At 63.1% G+C, this 18597-nt stretch carries 15 protein-coding genes; 6 read left to right on the forward strand and 9 right to left on the reverse strand.

Going from position 1 to position 18597, the window contains the following annotated elements:
* The 5 genes from GM672_RS21440 to GM672_RS21460 form a co-directional block, all read right to left on the reverse strand.
* Positions 1 to 685 (reverse strand): flagellin N-terminal helical domain-containing protein (locus GM672_RS21440; protein WP_443094177.1); only part of this gene is annotated, 685 nt, incomplete at its 3' end.
* 332 nt (positions 686 to 1017) lie between these two features.
* Complete coding sequence (locus GM672_RS21445) at positions 1018 to 5034, reverse strand: calcium-binding protein (RefSeq protein WP_155472569.1); 4017 nt, start codon at positions 5032 to 5034, stop codon at positions 1018 to 1020.
* A 202-nt stretch (positions 5035 to 5236) separates the two neighbouring features.
* A complete protein-coding gene (locus GM672_RS21450; protein ID WP_155472570.1) occupies positions 5237 to 6829 on the reverse strand; it encodes a GGDEF domain-containing protein in 1593 nt (530 codons plus the stop codon).
* 172 nt (positions 6830 to 7001) lie between these two features.
* Positions 7002 to 7649, reverse strand: a complete 648-nt coding sequence (locus GM672_RS21455; RefSeq protein ID WP_155472571.1) for a response regulator — start codon at positions 7647 to 7649, stop codon at positions 7002 to 7004.
* 33 nt (positions 7650 to 7682) lie between these two features.
* Positions 7683 to 9116: a sensor histidine kinase gene (locus tag GM672_RS21460; protein ID WP_155472572.1), complete on the reverse strand. Its 1434-nt coding sequence runs from the start codon at positions 9114 to 9116 to the stop codon at positions 7683 to 7685.
* Between the two features lie 53 nt (positions 9117 to 9169).
* Between GM672_RS21460 and greB the strand changes: the two genes are divergently transcribed.
* Both greB and GM672_RS21470 read left to right on the forward strand, forming a co-directional pair.
* Positions 9170 to 9733: a transcription elongation factor GreB gene (gene greB / locus GM672_RS21465; RefSeq protein WP_155472573.1), complete on the forward strand. Its 564-nt coding sequence runs from the start codon at positions 9170 to 9172 to the stop codon at positions 9731 to 9733.
* A 129-nt stretch (positions 9734 to 9862) separates the two neighbouring features.
* Positions 9863 to 10504: a transposase gene (locus GM672_RS21470; RefSeq protein ID WP_229417862.1), complete on the forward strand. Its 642-nt coding sequence runs from the start codon at positions 9863 to 9865 to the stop codon at positions 10502 to 10504.
* 49 nt (positions 10505 to 10553) lie between these two features.
* On the opposite strand, the gene GM672_RS21475 is transcribed toward GM672_RS21470, so the two are convergent.
* From GM672_RS21475 to gmk, 3 genes are all read right to left on the reverse strand, one after another.
* A complete protein-coding gene (locus tag GM672_RS21475) occupies positions 10554 to 12854 on the reverse strand; it encodes a RelA/SpoT family protein (protein WP_155472574.1) in 2301 nt (766 codons plus the stop codon).
* Positions 12855 to 12923: 69 nt separating this feature from the next.
* Complete coding sequence (gene rpoZ, locus GM672_RS21480) at positions 12924 to 13127, reverse strand: DNA-directed RNA polymerase subunit omega (RefSeq protein ID WP_155472575.1); 204 nt, start codon at positions 13125 to 13127, stop codon at positions 12924 to 12926.
* A gap of 97 nt (positions 13128 to 13224) precedes the next feature.
* Positions 13225 to 13866, reverse strand: a complete 642-nt coding sequence (gmk, locus tag GM672_RS21485) for a guanylate kinase (RefSeq protein ID WP_155472576.1) — start codon at positions 13864 to 13866, stop codon at positions 13225 to 13227.
* Positions 13867 to 14000: 134 nt separating this feature from the next.
* On the opposite strand from gmk, the gene GM672_RS21490 reads away from it, so the two are divergent.
* Both GM672_RS21490 and GM672_RS21495 read left to right on the forward strand, forming a co-directional pair.
* Positions 14001 to 14594: a TetR/AcrR family transcriptional regulator gene (locus GM672_RS21490; RefSeq protein WP_229417863.1), complete on the forward strand. Its 594-nt coding sequence runs from the start codon at positions 14001 to 14003 to the stop codon at positions 14592 to 14594.
* Complete coding sequence (locus tag GM672_RS21495) at positions 14591 to 15466, forward strand: alpha/beta hydrolase family protein (protein ID WP_155472577.1); 876 nt, start codon at positions 14591 to 14593, stop codon at positions 15464 to 15466. The genes GM672_RS21490 and GM672_RS21495 overlap by 4 nt, the downstream gene beginning before the upstream one ends.
* Before the next feature lie 34 nt (positions 15467 to 15500).
* Here GM672_RS21495 and GM672_RS21500 read toward each other — a convergent pair whose 3' ends face one another.
* Complete coding sequence (locus GM672_RS21500; RefSeq protein ID WP_155472587.1) at positions 15501 to 16391, reverse strand: YicC/YloC family endoribonuclease; 891 nt, start codon at positions 16389 to 16391, stop codon at positions 15501 to 15503.
* 222 nt (positions 16392 to 16613) lie between these two features.
* On the opposite strand from GM672_RS21500, the gene GM672_RS21505 reads away from it, so the two are divergent.
* Positions 16614 to 17615, forward strand: coding sequence for a serine/threonine-protein kinase (locus tag GM672_RS21505; RefSeq protein WP_155472578.1), 1002 nt, complete (start codon positions 16614 to 16616; stop codon positions 17613 to 17615).
* A gap of 8 nt (positions 17616 to 17623) precedes the next feature.
* On the forward strand, positions 17624 to 18574 hold the full coding sequence (locus GM672_RS21510) for a PP2C family protein-serine/threonine phosphatase (protein ID WP_155472579.1): 951 nt from the start codon (positions 17624 to 17626) through the stop codon (positions 18572 to 18574).
* The last annotated feature ends 23 nt before the right edge of the window (positions 18575 to 18597 follow it).

Genomic DNA, 18597 nt, shown 5'->3' on the forward strand with positions numbered 1-18597 from the left:
ATGCGGTCTGGGAGTTGACCTTGGCGGCCAGGGTTTTCGCCGTGTCGGTTGCCTCGACGTCGATGGCCGCACCGCTACCACGCATACCTGCGACTTGCATTGCCCCAACGCCTGCGGCGACGTTGGTTGCACCGGTGGCGTTGACTGCGGATGCCGCGTTCTTGACGTTGTTGTTGCCGTAGGTGCTGGTCAGGAAATTCGCGCCGGTCGACGAGATCAGCTGGTTGGCATCGGCGCCGACCTGGAAGTTGGCCGTACCCATCGAACCGTCCAGCAGGGCCTGGCCGTTGAAGGTGGTGGTCTGGGCGATACGGTTCAGTTCCGAACCCAGCTGCGTGACTTCGGTCTGCAGGGCTTGACGGTCGGAAGCGGAGTTCGATGCATTCGACGACTGGACGGCCAGTTCGCGAACACGTTGCAGGATGTCGCCGGACGAGGACAGGGCGCCTTCGGCCGTTTGCGCCATCGACACGCCGTCGTTGGCGTTACGGGTCGCTTGCGTCATGCCGCGGATCTGCGAGTTCATACGGTCGGAAATCGCCAGGCCAGCCGCGTCGTCCTTGGCGCTGTTGATGCGCAGACCCGAGGACAGACGCTGCAGCGAGGTGGACAGGGCAGATGCCGACGAGCTCAGGTTGCGCTGCGAGTTCAGGGATGCGACGTTGGTATTGATTACGGATGCCATGGTAATTCTCCAAAACTGGTACTGCTGATGGTTGGCGATTTGCTCTTCAACTTTGGCCCGTCACCCTGTTCCGTGACGTTCAAGCCGCTGTTGTTACTGGTAACGGTTGCCGTGCGGGAAGCTTTAGGGGATTTTTGAGAGAAACTTTGCAGCGGTTGTGCAGCTGCAAAGATTGCCGTGCGCTAAGACGACCACGTTTTTGGGAACTTTAGGGGGAAAGAAAATATTTTTGTGTGTAAATATTTTTTTGTTCGTTGGGCTTTTGGCACTTCTACCGTGCCAAATGGTAAAGGGCCTGCAACAGCAGGCCCTTTACACCCTCAGTTTGCGTGTCAGGCAAACATGTCGAGCGATGCCACACCGACCAGGGCGACCTCGGCGTGGCCAGCGGTCGCTGCGGCACCCAACGGTAATGCTTGCAGCTCCGCTGCCGTATACGCCTGACCGTCCGCAAACTTGAAACCGTTGACGGCATACGCCGCCGACGTGAACTGGCTGGTCACCGTTACCTTGTCCGCCGTGCCATAGCTCAGCACCAGGTTGTTACCCGACCGGACTACCGAAGTCAGCTGTGTGGCCACGATGTCATCGAACAGCACCGTTTCAACCCGCGCCGCGCCGGTATCGTAGGCATTGACCGTGTCGACTCCCGAACCGCGGTGGAAGACGTAGGTGTCGTTGCCAGCACCCCCAGTCAATGCATCATTCTCCGTGCCGCCGTCGAGCCTGTCGTTGCCGAGTCCGCCATCGAGGCTATCGTTGCCGCCGCCGCCGCGCAGGACGTCGTCGCCCGCTTCGCCCAGCACGGTGTCGACACCGAGCTCGCCATCGACCGTATCGTTGCCCGTACTGCCCAGCAGGCTGTCGAGTCCGTCGCCGCCGAACAGGCCATCATCGTCCGCGCCGCCGTTCAGCGTGTCGTTCCCCAGCTCGCCGTACAAGCGATCGCGGCCTGCGCCGCCGGTGATGTTGTCGTTGCCGGCGCCGGCTTTTACGGTTTCATCGAGCAGCGTGAAGACCATGGTGTCCGCGACGCCCGACAGGCCGATCTCGCGATTGGTCAGCAGATCCTGCGCTGTCCATGTGCGGTCGGCGAAGACAAGCTTGTCGGCGAAGTTGGTGGGGCCGCCGAAGAAGTTGGTGACCGTGACCTGGTCGGTTGCCGTGTAATTCAGTACGAGGTTGCTTCCCACGCGCTGCAGCGAGCCGATGTTGGCGGAGTCGATACTCTCGAAGACGACTGTCTTGATGCGCCCCGTCGTAGCATCGGCCAGATTGAGAATATCGGTGCCCGCGCCGGCACGCAGGAGCACGACGTCATTGCCGGCTCCCGCGGTCAAGTTATCGTTGCCGATGCCGCCATCCAGGGTATCGTCACCCGCGCCACCGTTCAAGTTGTCGTTGTCAGCTTCGCCATACACCACGTCATTGCCGCCCATTGCGCCGATTATGTCGCTGCCGGCCCCGCCCTGGATGGTCTCGACAGTGTCGCCGAACGTCACATTGTCGGCCAGCTCGGTCAGGCGCACTGCGTACCGGGCGAACAGTTGCTCATGGTTGAGACTGATGTAGTCCGAGAATTCCAGTGTCGTGAACCTGTTACCCGTGAAATAACCGGTGAAGTTGACGCTGTCGCCGTCGCCATATCCCAGTATAAGGTTATTGCCTGCACGCGAAACGGCCGTCAACGCCGTGGACTTCACATCCTCAAAACGAACGGTTTCGATCTTGCTGCCGCTGCTCGTATCCACCAGACTGATCGTGTCAGCACCGGACCCAACACGCAGCAGGTAGGTATCGTTGCCAGTGTCTCCCGTCAGGCTGTCGTTGCCGGCACCGCCGTCGAGCGTGTCGTTGCCGACGCCACCCGTCAAGGTGTCGCCGTCCAGCCCGCCCGACAGCCGGTCGTCGCCGGAATCGCCGGTCAGCACGTCGCTGCCTTCATCGCCTGCGAGGAGGTCGTTTTCCGTGCCGCCGATGAGCACGTCGTTACCGCTGCCGCCCGCCAGCGTATCGCTTCCAGCGCCGCCGGTCAGCGAATCGTTACCGACTTCGCCACGGATCGCGTCATCGCCGCCGGCAGCATCGACCGTGTCGTTGCCTGCGCCGGCATCAATGGATTCTTTCCAGTTACGGGTAAACACGGCGCTGTCGGCTGCTCCCGTCAAGGCCATCGGGTATGCTGCGAGGATATCGGCGACGGTACGCGTGCCGTCGCTGAACTGCATCTTGTTGACCTCGGCCGCAGTGCCGCTGAAATAGTTGATTAGCGTAACCTCATCCGATGTACCGTACGACAGCACCAGATGCCAGCCGTTGCGCTGGACCGCCGTCAGGTCATCGAAGGCGACATCTTCGAACACGAGCGCCTTGATGCGGCCCGCCGTGCCATCGCCGAAGGTTACGCTATCCTGTCCGGCGCCGATGCGAAGCAGCACTGTATCATCACCAGTATTTGCCGTAACTGCATCGTTGCCGAGGCCGCCATCAAGAAGGTCGTCACCTTCACTGCCATTCAGAGTGTCATTGCCTGCGCCGCCGAGCAGCGTATCGTTGCCGGTGCCTCCAGTCAGATTGTCGTTATCGGCTTCGCCGTACAGCACGTCTGAGCCGCCCAGGCCTTGCAGCACATCGTTGCCGGCGGCGCCATGTACGGTTTCGACGTCATCCGTGAACGCCATTGTATCGCCGAGGCTGCCAAGACCGATTGCGTAGCGGGCAAACAGCTGATCGGGCCGGAAGCTGGTACCGTCCGAAAACTCCAGCGTGCTGAATTTGCTGTAGGTGTCGAAGTAGTAGTTCGTCAAGGTGACGCTGTCGCCCGAGCCATAGGAAATAGTCAGGTTATAGCCAGCTCGTGTGACGCTGGTCAGTTGAGTCGAGGCAACGTCCTCGAAGCGAATCACGTCAAGTTTGCCGACCGTGGTGTTGTCATATAGGGTAATTGTGTCCTGGCCGGCACCCACGCGCAGGATAAAGATGTCGTTTCCGCTGCCGCCGTTCATGGCGTCCTTGCCAGCGCCAGCGTCGAAGATGTCGTTGCCGGCCAGGCCATTCATGCTGTCGTCGCCCGCGCCACCGTTCAGGCTGTCGTCGCCTGCGTCGCCGCTGAGGGAATCGTTGCCGCCATCGCCGAACAAGGTGTCGTTGTCCGCACCGCCCATCAGGGTATCGGTACCGTCGCCGCCATGCAGCGTATCCGTGCCGACATTGCCGATCAGCGAGTCGTTGCCAACTTCGCCATACAGCTTGTCATTGCCGCTGCGGGCATCGATGATGTCGTCGCCGGCGCCGGCATATACCGTCTCGCCCAGATTGGACGGGAAGGCGACATTCTCATCGGCATCGGTCAGTCTGATCGCGTGCGCGGCGTACAAGTCTTCCAAATTCCAGGTCACGCCATCGGAAAACTCGAACCGTGTGGCCGTGCCTGTCGGGCTGCCGAAGTTACCCTGGAGTGTGACTTGGTCGCTCGCGCCATAGCGCAGGACAAGATCGTTCACGATTCGAGTCAGCCCGTTTACGCCCGTCGATGCGATATCGACGAACTTGATGGTGTCGACGCGACCCACAGTTCCGTCCGAAGAAGTGATGGTGTCATCGCCGTCGCCAATGCGCAGGATGAACAGGTCGTCGCCGAGTCCACCGCCGAGCGTGTCATTGCCAGTGCCGCCATCGAGAGTATCGTTGCCGTCCTCGCCATGGGCATAGTCATTCCCTAAACCCATTTCGATCCGATCGTTACCTGCACCAGCACGAATTCTCTCCGCCAGATCCGATGCGCCGAGCGTATCATCACCAGCCGTCAAATTAACAGTAAAACGTTCCAGCATCTCACGCATCGTGAATGTCACGTCTTCCGTCTGCGACATGGCTTTCTTCATGCGCAGTTCGGTAATTTGGTAGTCTGAGCCTAGATATGTATCTTTTATCGTAATCTGCGCACCCGTATTCCATTTCATGATCCAATCGTTGCCGATTCTAAAAACTCCGTAACCCGTGCCGTTGAGCTGTTCTTCACTTACATCCGTGAGAATAACGACATCTTTCTTGTTGGGATTCGTATCAAAATTGACAATTTCGTCCTGGCCGGAATAGTCGTCGAAAATATACTGATCGTCTCCAGTTCCGCCAATTAGCACGTCATTGCCGCCCGATCCGGTCAGCGTGTCATTGCCACCGCTGCCGATCAGAGTCTCATTGCCCGTGCCGCTGGAAATCCTGTCATCACCTCCCAAGCCATCTACGCTCTGGCCGCTGGCCACATTGAGAATGTCATTACCTTCCGTGGGTCCGGCGGTCGCATCAAGCGAAGCGAACATGGTTTCAGATGCGCGGCGTGCCGTCATGAATAATCCTTTGTGATGAAAATAGAAAGAGAATTGTTATTCTGTCTTGTCGGTCGCTTTCAATAAGCGACCGACAGTATTCTATTCCGACCGTTCAGGTTTTTAAGCGCGCACAATTGACAGGTTTCCCTATCTGTTTGAAACATGAAACAAAAAAGGCCCGACAATGCCGGGCCTTTTATTCATTCTGCAATTTCTGTGATTAATCCGCCACCACCACCCGGTTCTTCCCCGTCTTCTTCGCCGTATACATCGCCGCATCGGCCCGCTTGACCAGTTCAGTCTGGTCCTCATGGGGGCGGCGCAGGGCGACACCGGCCGAGAACGTGATCAGCACCTTTTCGTTTTCATGCATGAAGAAGTGACGGGTCAGCTCGCGTTGCAGGCGCGTCATCGTGGCGACGGCGGCGTCGACGGCCGTTTCCGGCAGCATGATGAGGAATTCCTCGCCGCCGAAGCGGGCGATCACGTCCATCGAGCGCAGGGTTTCCTTGACGATCTTGACCAGGTGCTTCAGGGCGCCGTCGCCGGCGATATGGCCGTAGGTGTCGTTGAGCTTCTTGAAGTCGTCCAGGTCCAGCACGGCGATGCACAGGGGCGTGCCGCGGCGGTCGGCGCGGGCGGTTTCGCGCTCGAACACGTCGTCCAGGCCGCGGCGGTTCAGGCTGCCCGTCAGCTGGTCTTCTCGCACCAGCTCGCTCATATGCTGCAACTGCGTTTCCAGCGCATGGATACGCGCTTCCGCGTCCTGCACTTCCTGGCGCGCCGTCACCATATTGTCGCGCGCCTTCAGGGCTTCGCCCTGGACAATGCGGGTTTCCTGCAAGACTTCGCCGAGGATCTGGTTCAGTTCGCCGATATCCTGGGCCTGGCTGATCTTGTTGGAGTAATTGCCGATCTTTTCGTGGAAGTCGCCCGTCGACGCGGCCACCTGGCCCAGGCGGTCGATAAAGGTCATCATCATGTTTTTGACGGTGACCTTGACGTCGGCCATGCTGTGTTTCAGCTGGCTCTGCTTGTAGATGACGTCCTTCAGGCTGCGCGTGGCCGCTTCCAGCGCGCGCGCGTCCAGCGGGCCTTCGATCAGGGCTTGCACGGCATCGACCTGGCCGCGCAGCCAGGAGTCGTCGTCCAGCAGTTCGCTGACGTTTTCCAGCAGCAGGCGGAACAGGCGCAGCAGCAGTTCCTGCTGTTCGGCCGTGTCGCTGCTCTTCAGTTCGATCTGGTAGCACAGCTGCTTCAGGCGCGTGGCGATTTCCGCCAGGTCCGCTTCGGAGAACGCCTCGCGCGTGGCGGCGCCCAGCGATTCGGCTTCCGCCGCCAACGCGGGCGTGGCGGACAGCAGCGACGCGACGGCCAGGGTCAGGGTGCGGCTCAGCAGGTCGCGCAGCAGGCGGGTCTGTTCGCCCTCGGGCATCGGCGCTAGTTCGATGCCGCCGGCCTTGCGCACGGGGCGCTCGGCCAGTTGCGACAAGGTGGCGGCGTAGGCTTCCCAGTCGCGGTTCTTGACGGCGCGGCTGAAGCGGCGGCCGAAGTCGGCCAGGTCGCCCGGCTGCTCCGTCATGCGCGCGGCGAAGCGGGTCAGCAGGTTTTCCGGGCCCGTATCCGGTGCCGCGACGGGGCCGACCGGTGCCGCGGCGGGCGGCGTCGGGATGCCGGCGATTTCGTTATAGATGTCACGGTAGGCTTCCGGTGTCGGCGCAATCCTGCGGATCGCCAGCCGACGGAAGGCTTCGCGTGCAATGTCTGCCGGATTCTGCTCCGGGCCGGCGGGATTGGGGGATTTGCTCGACATCTGGCGTGCAGCCTTCACATGTAATAACTGATTGCTCGATTCATACGGGTTGACTGAATCATAGGTTACTGCTGAGCTCATCCATACGCGGAAAAACGGGCGTAAGGTGGCTTACTTCAGAGCATTACCCTTTGCCGAACTTGCACGCCGGCTTGGCAACTCTTCACAAACGCTAGTCGAGCAGGCCGTTCTTGATCGCATAGTGCGTCAGCTCGGCACTGTTCTTCAACTTCATCTTCACCAGCAGCCGTGCGCGGTATTCGCTAACCGTCTTCACCGACAGCGACAGCTCCTCGGCGATGGCGCCCACCGTCTTGCCGGAGGCGATCATCGTCAGGGTCTGGTATTCCCGATCCGACAAGGTTTCATGCAGGGCAAGCTGGTGCTCGTCGCCCACGTGGTTGGCCAATTCCTGGGCCAGCGCGGGGCTGATATATTTTAACCCGCTTGCGACTTGCCGTATGGCATTTACCAGCTCTTTTGGTGCACTTTGTTTGGTCAGGTAGCCGGCCGCGCCGGCCTTCAGGGAGCGGATCGCATACTGGTCCTCGCGGTGCATCGACAGCATCAGCACGGCCAGTTCCGGCTTTTCCTTCTTGATCTGCTTGAGCACTTCGATGCCGCTGCGGTCGGGCATCGAGATATCCATCAGCACGACGTGGCAGCCGGACTTACGGAACAGGCGCAGGGCGTCGCTGCCGTTCTCGGCCTCGCCGGAAACGACGATATCCTTCGTGTCGGAGAGGATCTGTTTCAGGCCTTCGCGCACGATCGCGTGGTCGTCGGCAATGAAGACCTTGATCACGGATTTCTCACTCATGCTGGGCCAATTCCTTGTTTCGTTCTTGCAACATCAAGATTGCGTTATTGTAGCCTCAGCCCCGGCATCGGCGCGACGGATTTTGATGGCGACCGTGGTGCCGCCGCCCGTGGCCGGGCTCACGTCGAAGGTGCCGCCCAGCGCCCGGGCCCGTTCGGCCATGCCGCGCAGGCCGAACGAGGCCGGTTTCTTGCGGTCGCTGGCGTCGATGCCGCGGCCGTTGTCGGTGATCCTGACGCCGATCTGCTGCCGCCCGCAGTGCAGCCGCACGGTCACGCGCGAAGCTTGCGCATGCTTGGCGATATTGGTCAGCGCTTCCTGCACGATGCGGAACAGGGCGGTGGCGGCATCGCCGTCCAGCTCGACCTCCTTTTCGTTCGACTGGAAGCTGCAGGCCAGCCCGGCCTGCGCGGAGAATTCCTTGACCTGCCAGTCCAGCGCCGCCACCAGGCCGAAATCCAGAATGGACGGGCGCAGGTCGAGCGTGATGCGGTGCACGGCGTCGATGGTGCGGTCGGCCAGCTGGTCGACATAGGCGGCCTTGTCGTGCAGGGCCTGGTCGCCCTCGGGCAGGCGGGCCGACAGCATGGCCAGCGCCATCTTGATGGCCGTCAGGTTGCCGCCCAGGTCGTCATGGATTTCGCGGGCGATGCGGGTGCGCTCCTGCTCCTTCACTTTTTCGCTGTGGGCCGTCAGCTCGGCGAGGCGGGCGCGGCTGGCGCGTACTTCCAGTTGCTCCAGCTTGCTCTCGGTGATATTGGTCATGATGCCTTCCCACTGGACGGCGCCGTCCGGCAGGCTGTGCGGCGTGGCGCGCAGATTGATCCATTTGACATCCTTCCACGCCTCCACCCAGATGCGGCCTTCCCAGTTCCAGCCCCACAAGGTGCCGGCCGAGGACAGCATCGAATCCATGTAGGACTGGCGGTCCTCGCACAGCACCAGTTCGAGGAAGCGCTCGGGCTGGGCCGACAGCTCGGCCGCGGACAGGCCCAGCAAGGCCTGGCATCCCTCGCTGACGTAAGGGAAGGATGCGTTGCCGTCGCAATCCAGGCGGAACTGGTACACCAGGCCGGGCGTGTGCGACACGATGGCGTCGAAGCGGGCCTGCACGCGTTGCAAAGCCGCTGCGGCGCCGTCGTCGTCGGCGATGAGGAGGAGGGTGACGGCGTCGTCGTGCGTCACCGTCGCCACGCGCAGGCTGACGGGGTAGCGGCTGCCGTCGGCGCGGGTGAATTGGGTGGCAAGGGCGGTGGCACTGTCCCGCGCGGCATCGAGTTCTTCCCGCCCCAACAGCGGCGCCAGGTCGGGCAGCGACAGGGCAGCCAGGCGGGCGGCATCGCGCCCCGTGTTGCGGCAGGCGGCGGGGTTGGCGGCCCGGATGCGCAGGCTGGCCGGATCGATCACATACAGCTCCGAGCGGGTGGCGTGCCACAGTGCGTCGTGGCAGGAAGGGGCTGGGCTCATATATGTGTACAATCGGTCCGCATTAGCAGGATGATACGTGAAACGCTCTTCCCATGAACAAAGCATTTGTGAAAGAAACCGAGCAGGACGACGATGACGACGTCGTCCAGGCACCGGCCATTCCGCCGGGCTCGAAGAACTACATGACGCCGGCCGGCTACCAGCGCATCAAGGATGAGCTGCTGCAGCTGATCGACGTCGACCGGCCGGAAGTGGTGCGGGTGGTGCACTGGGCCGCGTCGAACGGCGACCGCTCGGAAAACGGCGACTACATCTACGGCAAGCGCCGCCTGCGCGAAATCGACCGCCGCATCCGCTTCCTGACGAAGCGCCTGGACCTGGCCGAAGTGGTCGACCCCAGCGTGCACCACGGCAGCGACCAGATCTTCTTCGGCGCCACCGTCACCTACAGCAACGAAGAAGGCGAAGAGAACACCATCACCATCGTCGGCATCGACGAATTCGACCCGCTGAAGGGCAAGGTCAGCTGGATCTCCCCCATCGCCCGCACCATTACCAAGGCCCGCGAGGGCGATACGGTGACCCTGCATACGCCGACCGGGGCGGAGGAGCTGGAGATTCTGTCAGTGAGCTATCCGGCGCCCGGCGCGGATTAGTTGCTCAAAAAATGGGGACAGACCCCACTTTCTGAGCAACTTTTAATGTCGTAGTCCCCTTGAGGCTGCTCAGCCCGCACTCGCTCATCAGCTGGCACGATCCGGTGATCGTCATCGCCGGAGTCGATCATGCCACGACGCGCAAGAGTCGTAGAAGTCAACGTGCCCCTGCATATCAGGCAGCGCGGCAATAATCGCCAGACGTGCTTTCAAAGGGACGTTGACTATATCGTCTATCTGGGCTGGCTTGCGGAGTACGCCCAGGCATCGGGCTGTCAGGTTCACGCGTATGTCCTGATGTCCAACCACGTGCATATCCTGGCATCGTTCAATGATGTCACCGGACCCGCGCTGCTGATGAAGGGGCTGGCCCAGAGGTACAGTCAATATTTCAACTGGTGGTACGAACGCACGGGCACGGTATGGGAAGGTCGCTACCGATCGTCCTTGGTGCTGGATGAGCGCTATTTCCTGACGTGCCAGCGTTACGTCGAACTCAATCCTGTTCGTGCAGGAATGGTTGCCATACCTGAGCAATATCGGTGGTCCAGCTATAGAGGCAATGCCGGGATGCGGCCGGATGACATGCTCACGTCACATGCCTGCTACGAGAGCCTCGGAGCGACGGTGTCGGAGCGGCAGGCTGTCTATCGTTCCTTGTTCGACACCGAGCTTGCGCCATCTCTTGTCGAGGAAATCAGGACCGCCACGAGAACCAATGCGGCATTGGGTGGACCGCCTGTGAAACGCGGCCGCCCCAAAAAGCGCTAGGGAAAAAGTTGCCTGAAAAATGGGGTCTGTCCCCATTTTTTAAGCAACATCAGGCCCGCTCGCGGGCCACGCGGTTGACGCCGGCGACCTTGCGCACGTTGCGCAGCAGGCCGGCGAGGTGGACGCGGTCCTTGACCTGGATGGTGAAGCGCAGCTGGTGCAGGACGTGTTCCTTGTCCTCGTCCATGCCGACGAAGGTGATGTTGCCGTCCGATTCGCCGATCTCGGCAGCCACGCGGGCGAGGATGCCTTTTTCGTTGTTGATCAGCAGGCGGATGCGGCTGTCGAAGCGGCGGTTCAGCTCGGCGCCCCACTTGACGGCGATCCAGCGTTCCGGCTCCTTCTCGCGCTGGCGCTTGGCCACGGAGCAGTCGTTGGTGTGCACCTGCAGCCCCTGGTCGCGGCGCAGCTGGCCGACGATCTGGTCGCCGGGGATCGGCAGGCAACAGGGCGCCAGTTGCACGGAGACGCCTTCGCTGCCGTAGATCGTCACGGGATCGAGGTCCGCCGCGCTGTTGTGATCGACCGGCACGCTCGCCGATTCGCCGCCCAGCAGGCCGAAGATGTGGCGTGCCACCAGGGCCGCCATGCGTTTGCCGATGCCGATGTCGGCATACAGCTCGTCCAGCGACTTGGCCGACGATTCGTTCAGAAGGCGCTCGATCAGGGTTTCCGGCAGCTCCGTCGACAGGCTGATGGCCGACAGTGCCTGGCGCAGCAGCTGGCGCCCCAGGTTGATCGACTCGGGCAGGTTGATGGTGCGCAGGTGGTGGCGGATGGCCGAGCGGGCCTTGCCCGTGCGGACGAAGCTGAGCCAGCTGGGGCTGGGGCGCGAATCGGGGTCCGTCACCACTTCGACGATATCGCCGTTGCGCAGTTCCGAGCGCAGCGGGGCGGGCTCGCCGTTGATCGTCACCGAGACGGTGTGGTCGCCGATGCCCGTGTGGATGGCGTAGGCGAAGTCGATCGGCGTGGCGCCGCGCGGCATGGCGATGATCTTCGACTTCGGGGTGAAGACGTAGACGGAGTCGGGGAACAGGTCGACCTTCACGTGTTCCAGGAACTCTGCCGAGTCGCCCGTCTGCTGCTGGATGTCGAGCAGGGACTGCAGCCACGCGTGGGTGCGCTGCTGCATGTCCGTCATGTTGGCGTCGCTGTTCTTGTACAGCCAGTGCGCCGCCACGCCCGATTCGGCCGTGCGGTGCATTTCCTGCGTGCGGATCTGGAATTCCACGGGCGTGCCGTAGGGGCCGATCAGGGTCGTGTGCAGCGACTGGTAGCCATTGAGCTTGCGGATGGCGATATAGTCCTTGAACTTGCCCGGCATCGGCTTGTACAGCGAGTGCAGGGTGCCCAGCGCTACGTAGCAGTTGGGGAAGCTGTCGACGACGACGCGAAAGCCGTACACGTCCAGCACCTGCGAGAACGTCAGGTGCTTCGAGCGCATCTTCTTGTAGATGCCGTACAGCGTCTTCTCGCGGCCGTACACTTCGGCCTCGATGCCGGCCATGCCCAGCGTGTTCTTGACGGAGTCGAGGATCTTGCCGACCACTTCGCGCCGGTTGCCGCGCGCGGCCCGCACGGCCTTGGCCAGTACCGTGTAGCGCATCGGATGCAGGTGCGAGAACGACAGGTCCTGCAGCTCGCGGTAGATATTGTTCAGGCCCAGGCGGTGGGCGATGGGCACGTACACTTCCATCGTCTCGCCGGCGATGCGCTGCTTCTTGGCCGGTGCCATCACGTCCAGCGTGCGCATATTGTGCAGCCGGTCGGCCAGCTTGATGAGGATGACGCGCACGTCCGACGCCATCGCCAGCAGCATCTTGCGGAAGTTCTCCGCCTGCGCCTCGATCTGGCTCTGGAATTCGATCTTCTCCAGCTTCGACAGGCCGTCCACCAGGTGCGCCACGGGCGCGCCGAAGCGTTCGATCAGCTCTTCCTTCTTGACGTCCTGGTCTTCCATCACGTCATGCAGCAGCGCCGCCATGATGGCCTGGGCGTCCAGCTTCCAGTCCGCGCAGATCTCGGCCACGGCGATCGGGTGCGAGATATACGGCTCGCCCGACTTGCGCACCTGGCCCAGGTGCATCTCGTCGGAAAAGCGATAGGCTTCCTTGACCTTCTTCAGGTCCGCCTCGGCCATGTACTCGGCCAGCTTTTCGGTCAGGTGCGTGATGGTGGCCACGCCCGCGGGAATCAGGGGGGCGGCAAGGGGAGACGTGGAGATGACGGGCGCCTGGGGCGCATCGCCGTCCGGCCGTGACTTGGCCGAGCGACGGGCCCGCGGGGCGGGCCTTTCGCTGCTGGTGCCGGCGTTGCTGATGCCGGCGTCGGCGGAGGTCAGGTTCATAGGTGTTCGACGTGAGGTCAATTCAACTGGAGGAACCTGGGTGGTACGGAAGGAACGCAGGTTCCAAAATTACATTGGGACCTTTTTCAGCATTTCCAGGCCGACTTTTCCGGCGGCGATTTCACGCAGCGCCAGCACGGTCGGCTTGTCCTTGGCTTCCACTTTCGGCGTATGGCCTTGCAGCAGCTGGCGGGCGCGATAGGTGGCAGCCAGCGTCAGCTGGAAGCGGTTCGGCACATGCTGCAGGCAATCTTCGATGGTGATACGGGCCATGTATAACTCCTAAACTTACGTAACTTAAATTATTTGAACGACAGAACGGCGGGACACCGGCCGTTCGGCATTGACTGTGACGTGCTGCTGTAACGTGCTATTCAGCGTGCTCTGCGTGGATACCCAACTGGGCAAACAGCGAGACATTGCGGGCCGCCTGTTGCGAAAACCGGCAACGGGCCGATCGGACGATCGCGCTCAGTTCAGACAAGGCGACCGGAAACTCTTCATTGATAATAGCATATTCGAACTCCGGCGCGTGGGCGATTTCGCCGCCGGCGGCCAGCAGGCGCCGCGTGATGACGTGCGGTTCGTCCTGGCCGCGCTTGTGCAGCCGCTCCTCCAGCGCCGCGATCGACGGCGGCAGGATGAAGATGCCGGCCGCTTGCGGAAACTGCTTCTTGACCTGACGCGCGCCCTGCCAGTCGATCTCCAGCAGGATGTCGGTGCCGGCCTTCATCTGCTCTTCCACGAAATAGCGCGACGTGCCGTAGTAATTGCCGTGCACTTCGGCCCACTCCAGGAACTCGCCGGCGGCGGCGCGCTTGACGAAATCCTCGGGCGACGTGAAGAAGTACTCGCGGCCGTGTTCCTCGCCCGGACGGGGCGCGCGCGTGGTGGTGGAAATCGACAGCTTGATGGTCGGTTCCTGTGCCAGCAGGGCATTGACCAGGGTGGACTTGCCCGCGCCGGATGGCGCCGCAACCATGAACAGGCTGCCGGAGAAGTGTTGGCTCATTTGCAATCTCGAATCGTGTGGGCCTCGCCCAAAGATCTATTTTACCAAGAGCAACCGAATTTGCGCCCGCATTTTTGAGGAAGTCTTCCAATCTTCCCCTTGTTACTGGACCGACCGGTCTATAGAGTGGGCGGATGACGACACCACCCGCCACGCGCGAGCGCCTGATCGGCGCCATGATCCACGCCTTGCAGCACCAGGGGCTGCACGGCGCCGGCCTGTCCGCCATCCTGGCCGCCGCCGGTGCGCCGAAAGGCGTCATGTACCACCACTTCCCGGGCGGGAAGGCGGAGCTGGCCGTGGCCGCCATCGACACCACCATCGGCCTGCTGTGCGAGCGGCTCGACGCCTGCCTGCAGCGCGAGGCGAGCGTGGCGGCGGCGCTGCGGCTGTGGATCCAGCGCGCCCAGAAGGGCCTGCAGGCCAGCGGCTTCGACATGGGCTGCCCGCTGGCAGCGGTGGCGCTGGAATCGACCGCCGCCGACGTGGCGCTGCGGCGCGCGCTGGCCGATGGCTTCGCCCGGCTGCGAGAGCGCATCGCCACCGCCTTGCAGGCGGACGGCAGTACCGAGGCGCGGGCCCGCTCGCTGGCCGCGCTGATCGTCGCGGCGTACGAGGGCGGCCTGCTGCAGGCCAGGGTGGCCAGCGACATGGCGCCGATGAAGCTGGCCATCGAGGCCGTGCTGGCGCTGCTGGACGACGAACACCAGAACAGGGAGACATCATGAAAACATCGCAGGACACACCGCAGCAACTGACCATCCGCGCCGCCGATGGCTACCCCCTCGGCGCCATGCGCTACCCGGCCGTGGGGCAGGAGCGGGCCCGCCTGATCGTCGCTGCCGCCACCGGCGTGCCGCAGGGCTTCTACCGCCGCTTCGCCCAGCATGCGGCCGCGCGCGGCTATACGGTGACGACTTTCGACTACCGGGGCATCGGCCTGTCCAAGCCGGACACCCTGGCCGGCTTCGACGGCGACTTCCTCGACTGGTCGCGGCTCGACCTGGCCGCCGTGGTGGATGCCACCGCCACGCCGGGCGTGCCGCTGCTGCTGGTAGGGCACTCGTACGGCGGCCACGCCTTCGGCCTGCTGCCGAACCACGCCAAGATCGCCGGCATGTACGTGTTCGGCACGGGCGCGGGCTGGCATGGCTGGATGCCGCTGGTGGAACGCCTGAAGGTGCTGTTCATGTGGCGCGTCGCCGGCCCGATCCTGGCGAAGAAGCACGGCTACCTGGCGTGGAGCCGGCTGGGCATGGGCGAGGACATTCCGCTGGGCGTGTACCGCCAGTGGCGTTACTGGTGCCGCTTTCCGCGCTACTTCTTCGACGACCCGCGCATGGGCGCCGTGGCGGAAGGGTTTGCCACGGTGACGGCGCCGATCGTCGCCGTCAACGCCACCGACGACCTGTGGGCACCGCCGGCCTCGCGCGACGCCTTCATGGCCGGCTACCGCAACGCGCCATGGCGCGGCGTCGACATCGACGCCGGCAAGGCCGGCTTCGGCAAACTGGGACACATGGGCTATTTTCGTCCGCACGCCCAGCCGCTATGGGATGGCGCGCTGGACTGGTTCGACGGACTGGGGAAAGTTGCCTGAAAAATGGGGTCTGTCCCCATTTTTCAAGCAATGATTACTCGAGGTTCTGGACCTGTTCGCGCATCTGCTCGATCAGCAGCTTCAGTTCCATCGACGCGTCGGCCAGCTCCTTGACGGAGGCCTTGGCGCCCAGGGTGTTCGCTTCGCGGTTCAGTTCCTGCATCATGAAGTCCAGGCGCTTGCCGACCTGGCCGCCTTTTTTCAGGATGTGCCGGGTTTCCGACAGGTGGGCCGACAGGCGGCCCAGTTCCTCGGCCACGTCGATACGGATGCCGTACAGGATCACCTCCTGGCGGATGCGTTCCATCGCATCCTGGCGCGACAAACTGCTGTTCGAGCCCTGCGAGGCCAGGCCCAGCGCTTCCTGCATGCGTTCGATGGCTTTTTGCTGGAACGCCGCCACCACTTGCGGGATCAGCGGCGTGATGCGCTTGACGATGGCTTCCATCGCCTCGATGCGCGAGATCAGCATCGCTTCCAGGGCCGCGCCTTCGCGCTGGCGGCTCGTCACGAAGGCCTGCACGGTGCCCTGCATCAGCGCGGCGACGTCGGCCTGCAGCGATTCCTGGCCGATCTGGGCTTCCTCGACGACGCCGGGCCAGCGCAGCAACTCGGCCACGGACATGGCCTGGGCATTTGCGAACACCGTACCCACTTCGTGCTGCAGGCGTGCCAGTTCCGTCAACAGGGGCAGGTTCAGCGCCTGGGTCCCGGCACCGGCGGCCTTGCGGCCGAAACTGAGGCGTATCTCGACCTTGCCGCGCGTGATGGCGGACATGATGGCGGCGCGCAGGTCGGGTTCGAGCGCGCGCAGGTCGTCGTTGATGCGGAACTGAAGGTCAAGGAAACGCGAATTGACACTCTTGATCTCGATTGTCAGAGTTCCCGCCGCGCTTTCGCTGGTGGCAACCGCGTAGCCCGTCATGCTGGAAATGCTCAATGGATATCCCCGATTTTTAGCTTTGAAAGAACCGCGACCCCGCTGCGCATCCGGACCGCCCGCTCGCCATTATCGGGCAGGCCGGTAAAGTGACGACGCCCGCACGCGCCAGTCGTGCAAGTGTTGCTGCTCGCGACGGATTTTCGCGGTTCCCTTTACATTAATTAGTTTTGTCCACACAATCCGGGTGTTGAGGCGAGGAAATCTATGGCTGCACAAAACAACGCCCCATTGCCGGATGGGATGGCTCTGGCTGGATACCGCATTGTAAAGAAAATTGCGTCGGGCGGGTTCAGTATTGTTTATCTGGCCTATGACGCCGAGGGCAATGCCGTCGCCATCAAGGAGTACCTGCCGAGCTCGCTTGCACTGCGCCAGGAGGGTGAAGTGCTGCCGTCTGTATCGAAAAGCAACCTTGCCATCTTCCGCATCGGCCTGAAATGCTTCTTCGAGGAGGGCCGGGCGCTGGCCCGCATTTCGCACCCGAATGTTGTAAGAGTGTTGAATTTCTTCCGCGCCAACGACACCGTCTACATGGTGATGGCTTACGAATCGGGTCACTCGCTGCAGGAACACATCGGCCGCCAGCGCGCCCGGGGCAGCGCCATCGGCGAAGCCTTCATCCGCCAGATCTTCACGCAGGTGCTCAAGGGCCTGCGCGAGGTGCATGCCAACCAGCTGCTGCATCTGGACCTGAAACCCGCCAACATCTATCTGCGCACGGACGGCACGCCGATGCTGCTCGACTTCGGCGCCGCGCGCCAGACCGTCAATACGGACGTGCCGACCTTGTCGCCGATGTACACACCCGGCTTTGCCGCGCCCGAGCTGTATGTGAAAACCGAGACCCTGGGGCCGTGGACGGATATCTACAGCATCGGCGCGGCCATGTTCGCCTGCATGGCCGGTTCGCCGCCGCAACCGGCAGACCAGCGTCGCAAGCAGGACCTGATGGCGGCCCATTTCGAACGGCTGGACGCGCGCTACTCGCCGGCGCTGGTGGGCCTGGTGCGCTGGGCCCTGGCGCTGGACCCGCTGGCCCGTCCGCAAAGCGTGTTCGCGCTGCAGAAGCAGTTGCAGGAAGTGCCCGTCGTCGCCGTGGTCGCCGCGCCGGAGCCGGCTGGCCTGCTTGGCCTGGCACGCCGCCTGGCGGCCCGCTTCGTCACGCCCGCCGGCAGCCGCGCCGCGCCCGACACGCTGCACTCCTAGGAGCGGCCATGCAATTTTCCGTGTACCAGGAAAGTCACCTCGGCGGCCGCAAGGTCAACCAGGACCGCATGGGCTACAGCTTCACGCGCGACGCGCTGCTGCTGGTGCTGGCCGACGGCATGGGCGGGCACCTGCGCGGCGAGATCGCCGCCGGTATCACGCTGCAGACCATCTCCGCCGTGTTCCAGCAGCAGGCCGCGCCGTATATCAAGGGGCCGGAGCGCTTCCTGGAAGAGGCCTGCATGGCCGCCCACCGCGAGATCCACCGCTACGCCACCTTGCACGACATGCCCGACACGCCGCGCACGACGGTGGTGGTGTGCCTGATCCAGCATAACGTCGCCACGTGGGCGCACTGCGGCGACTCGCGGCTGTACTGGCTGCGCGACGGCGCGGTCATGGCGCGCACGCGCGACCACTCGCATATCGAGAACCTGATCAGGCAGGGCAAGGCGCCGGAATCGGCCCGCGCCACGCACCCGGACCGCAATAAACTGTACAACTGCCTGGGTGCCGCCAGCGCGCCGAAGGTGGACATCTCGCGGCGGGCCAGCCTGCTGCCGGGCGACGTGATGCTATTATGCTCGGACGGCCTGTGGGCCGTGCTGCCGGAACGGGAGCTGGTCGACGCCCTGTCCACCCGCCCCGTCGTGCGCGCCGTGCCGGAGCTGTTGCAGGCGGCGTTGCGCCAGGGCGGCGACACGGGCGACAATGTCACGGGCCTGGCCATTACGTGGCAGGGCAGCGCCGCCGGCGACGGCGTGGCGACCGAAGTGATGTCGGCCACGTCGTCCCTGCCCACCCTGATCCGCACGGAGGAGCTGCCGCAGGACCTGCGCGGCACCACCATTCCCGCGCCCGGCGACCCCGCGTTCGACCCGTTCGACGAGGAACAGATAGAAAGGGCCATCGCGGAAATCCGCGGGGCCATCGAGAAATCATCGCGGCTGCTCAAGTGAGCGGCGCGACAACAGACAGGACA

This window comes from Pseudoduganella buxea (assembly GCF_009720835.1).
Lineage (GTDB): Bacteria > Pseudomonadota > Gammaproteobacteria > Burkholderiales > Burkholderiaceae_D > Rugamonas > Rugamonas buxea.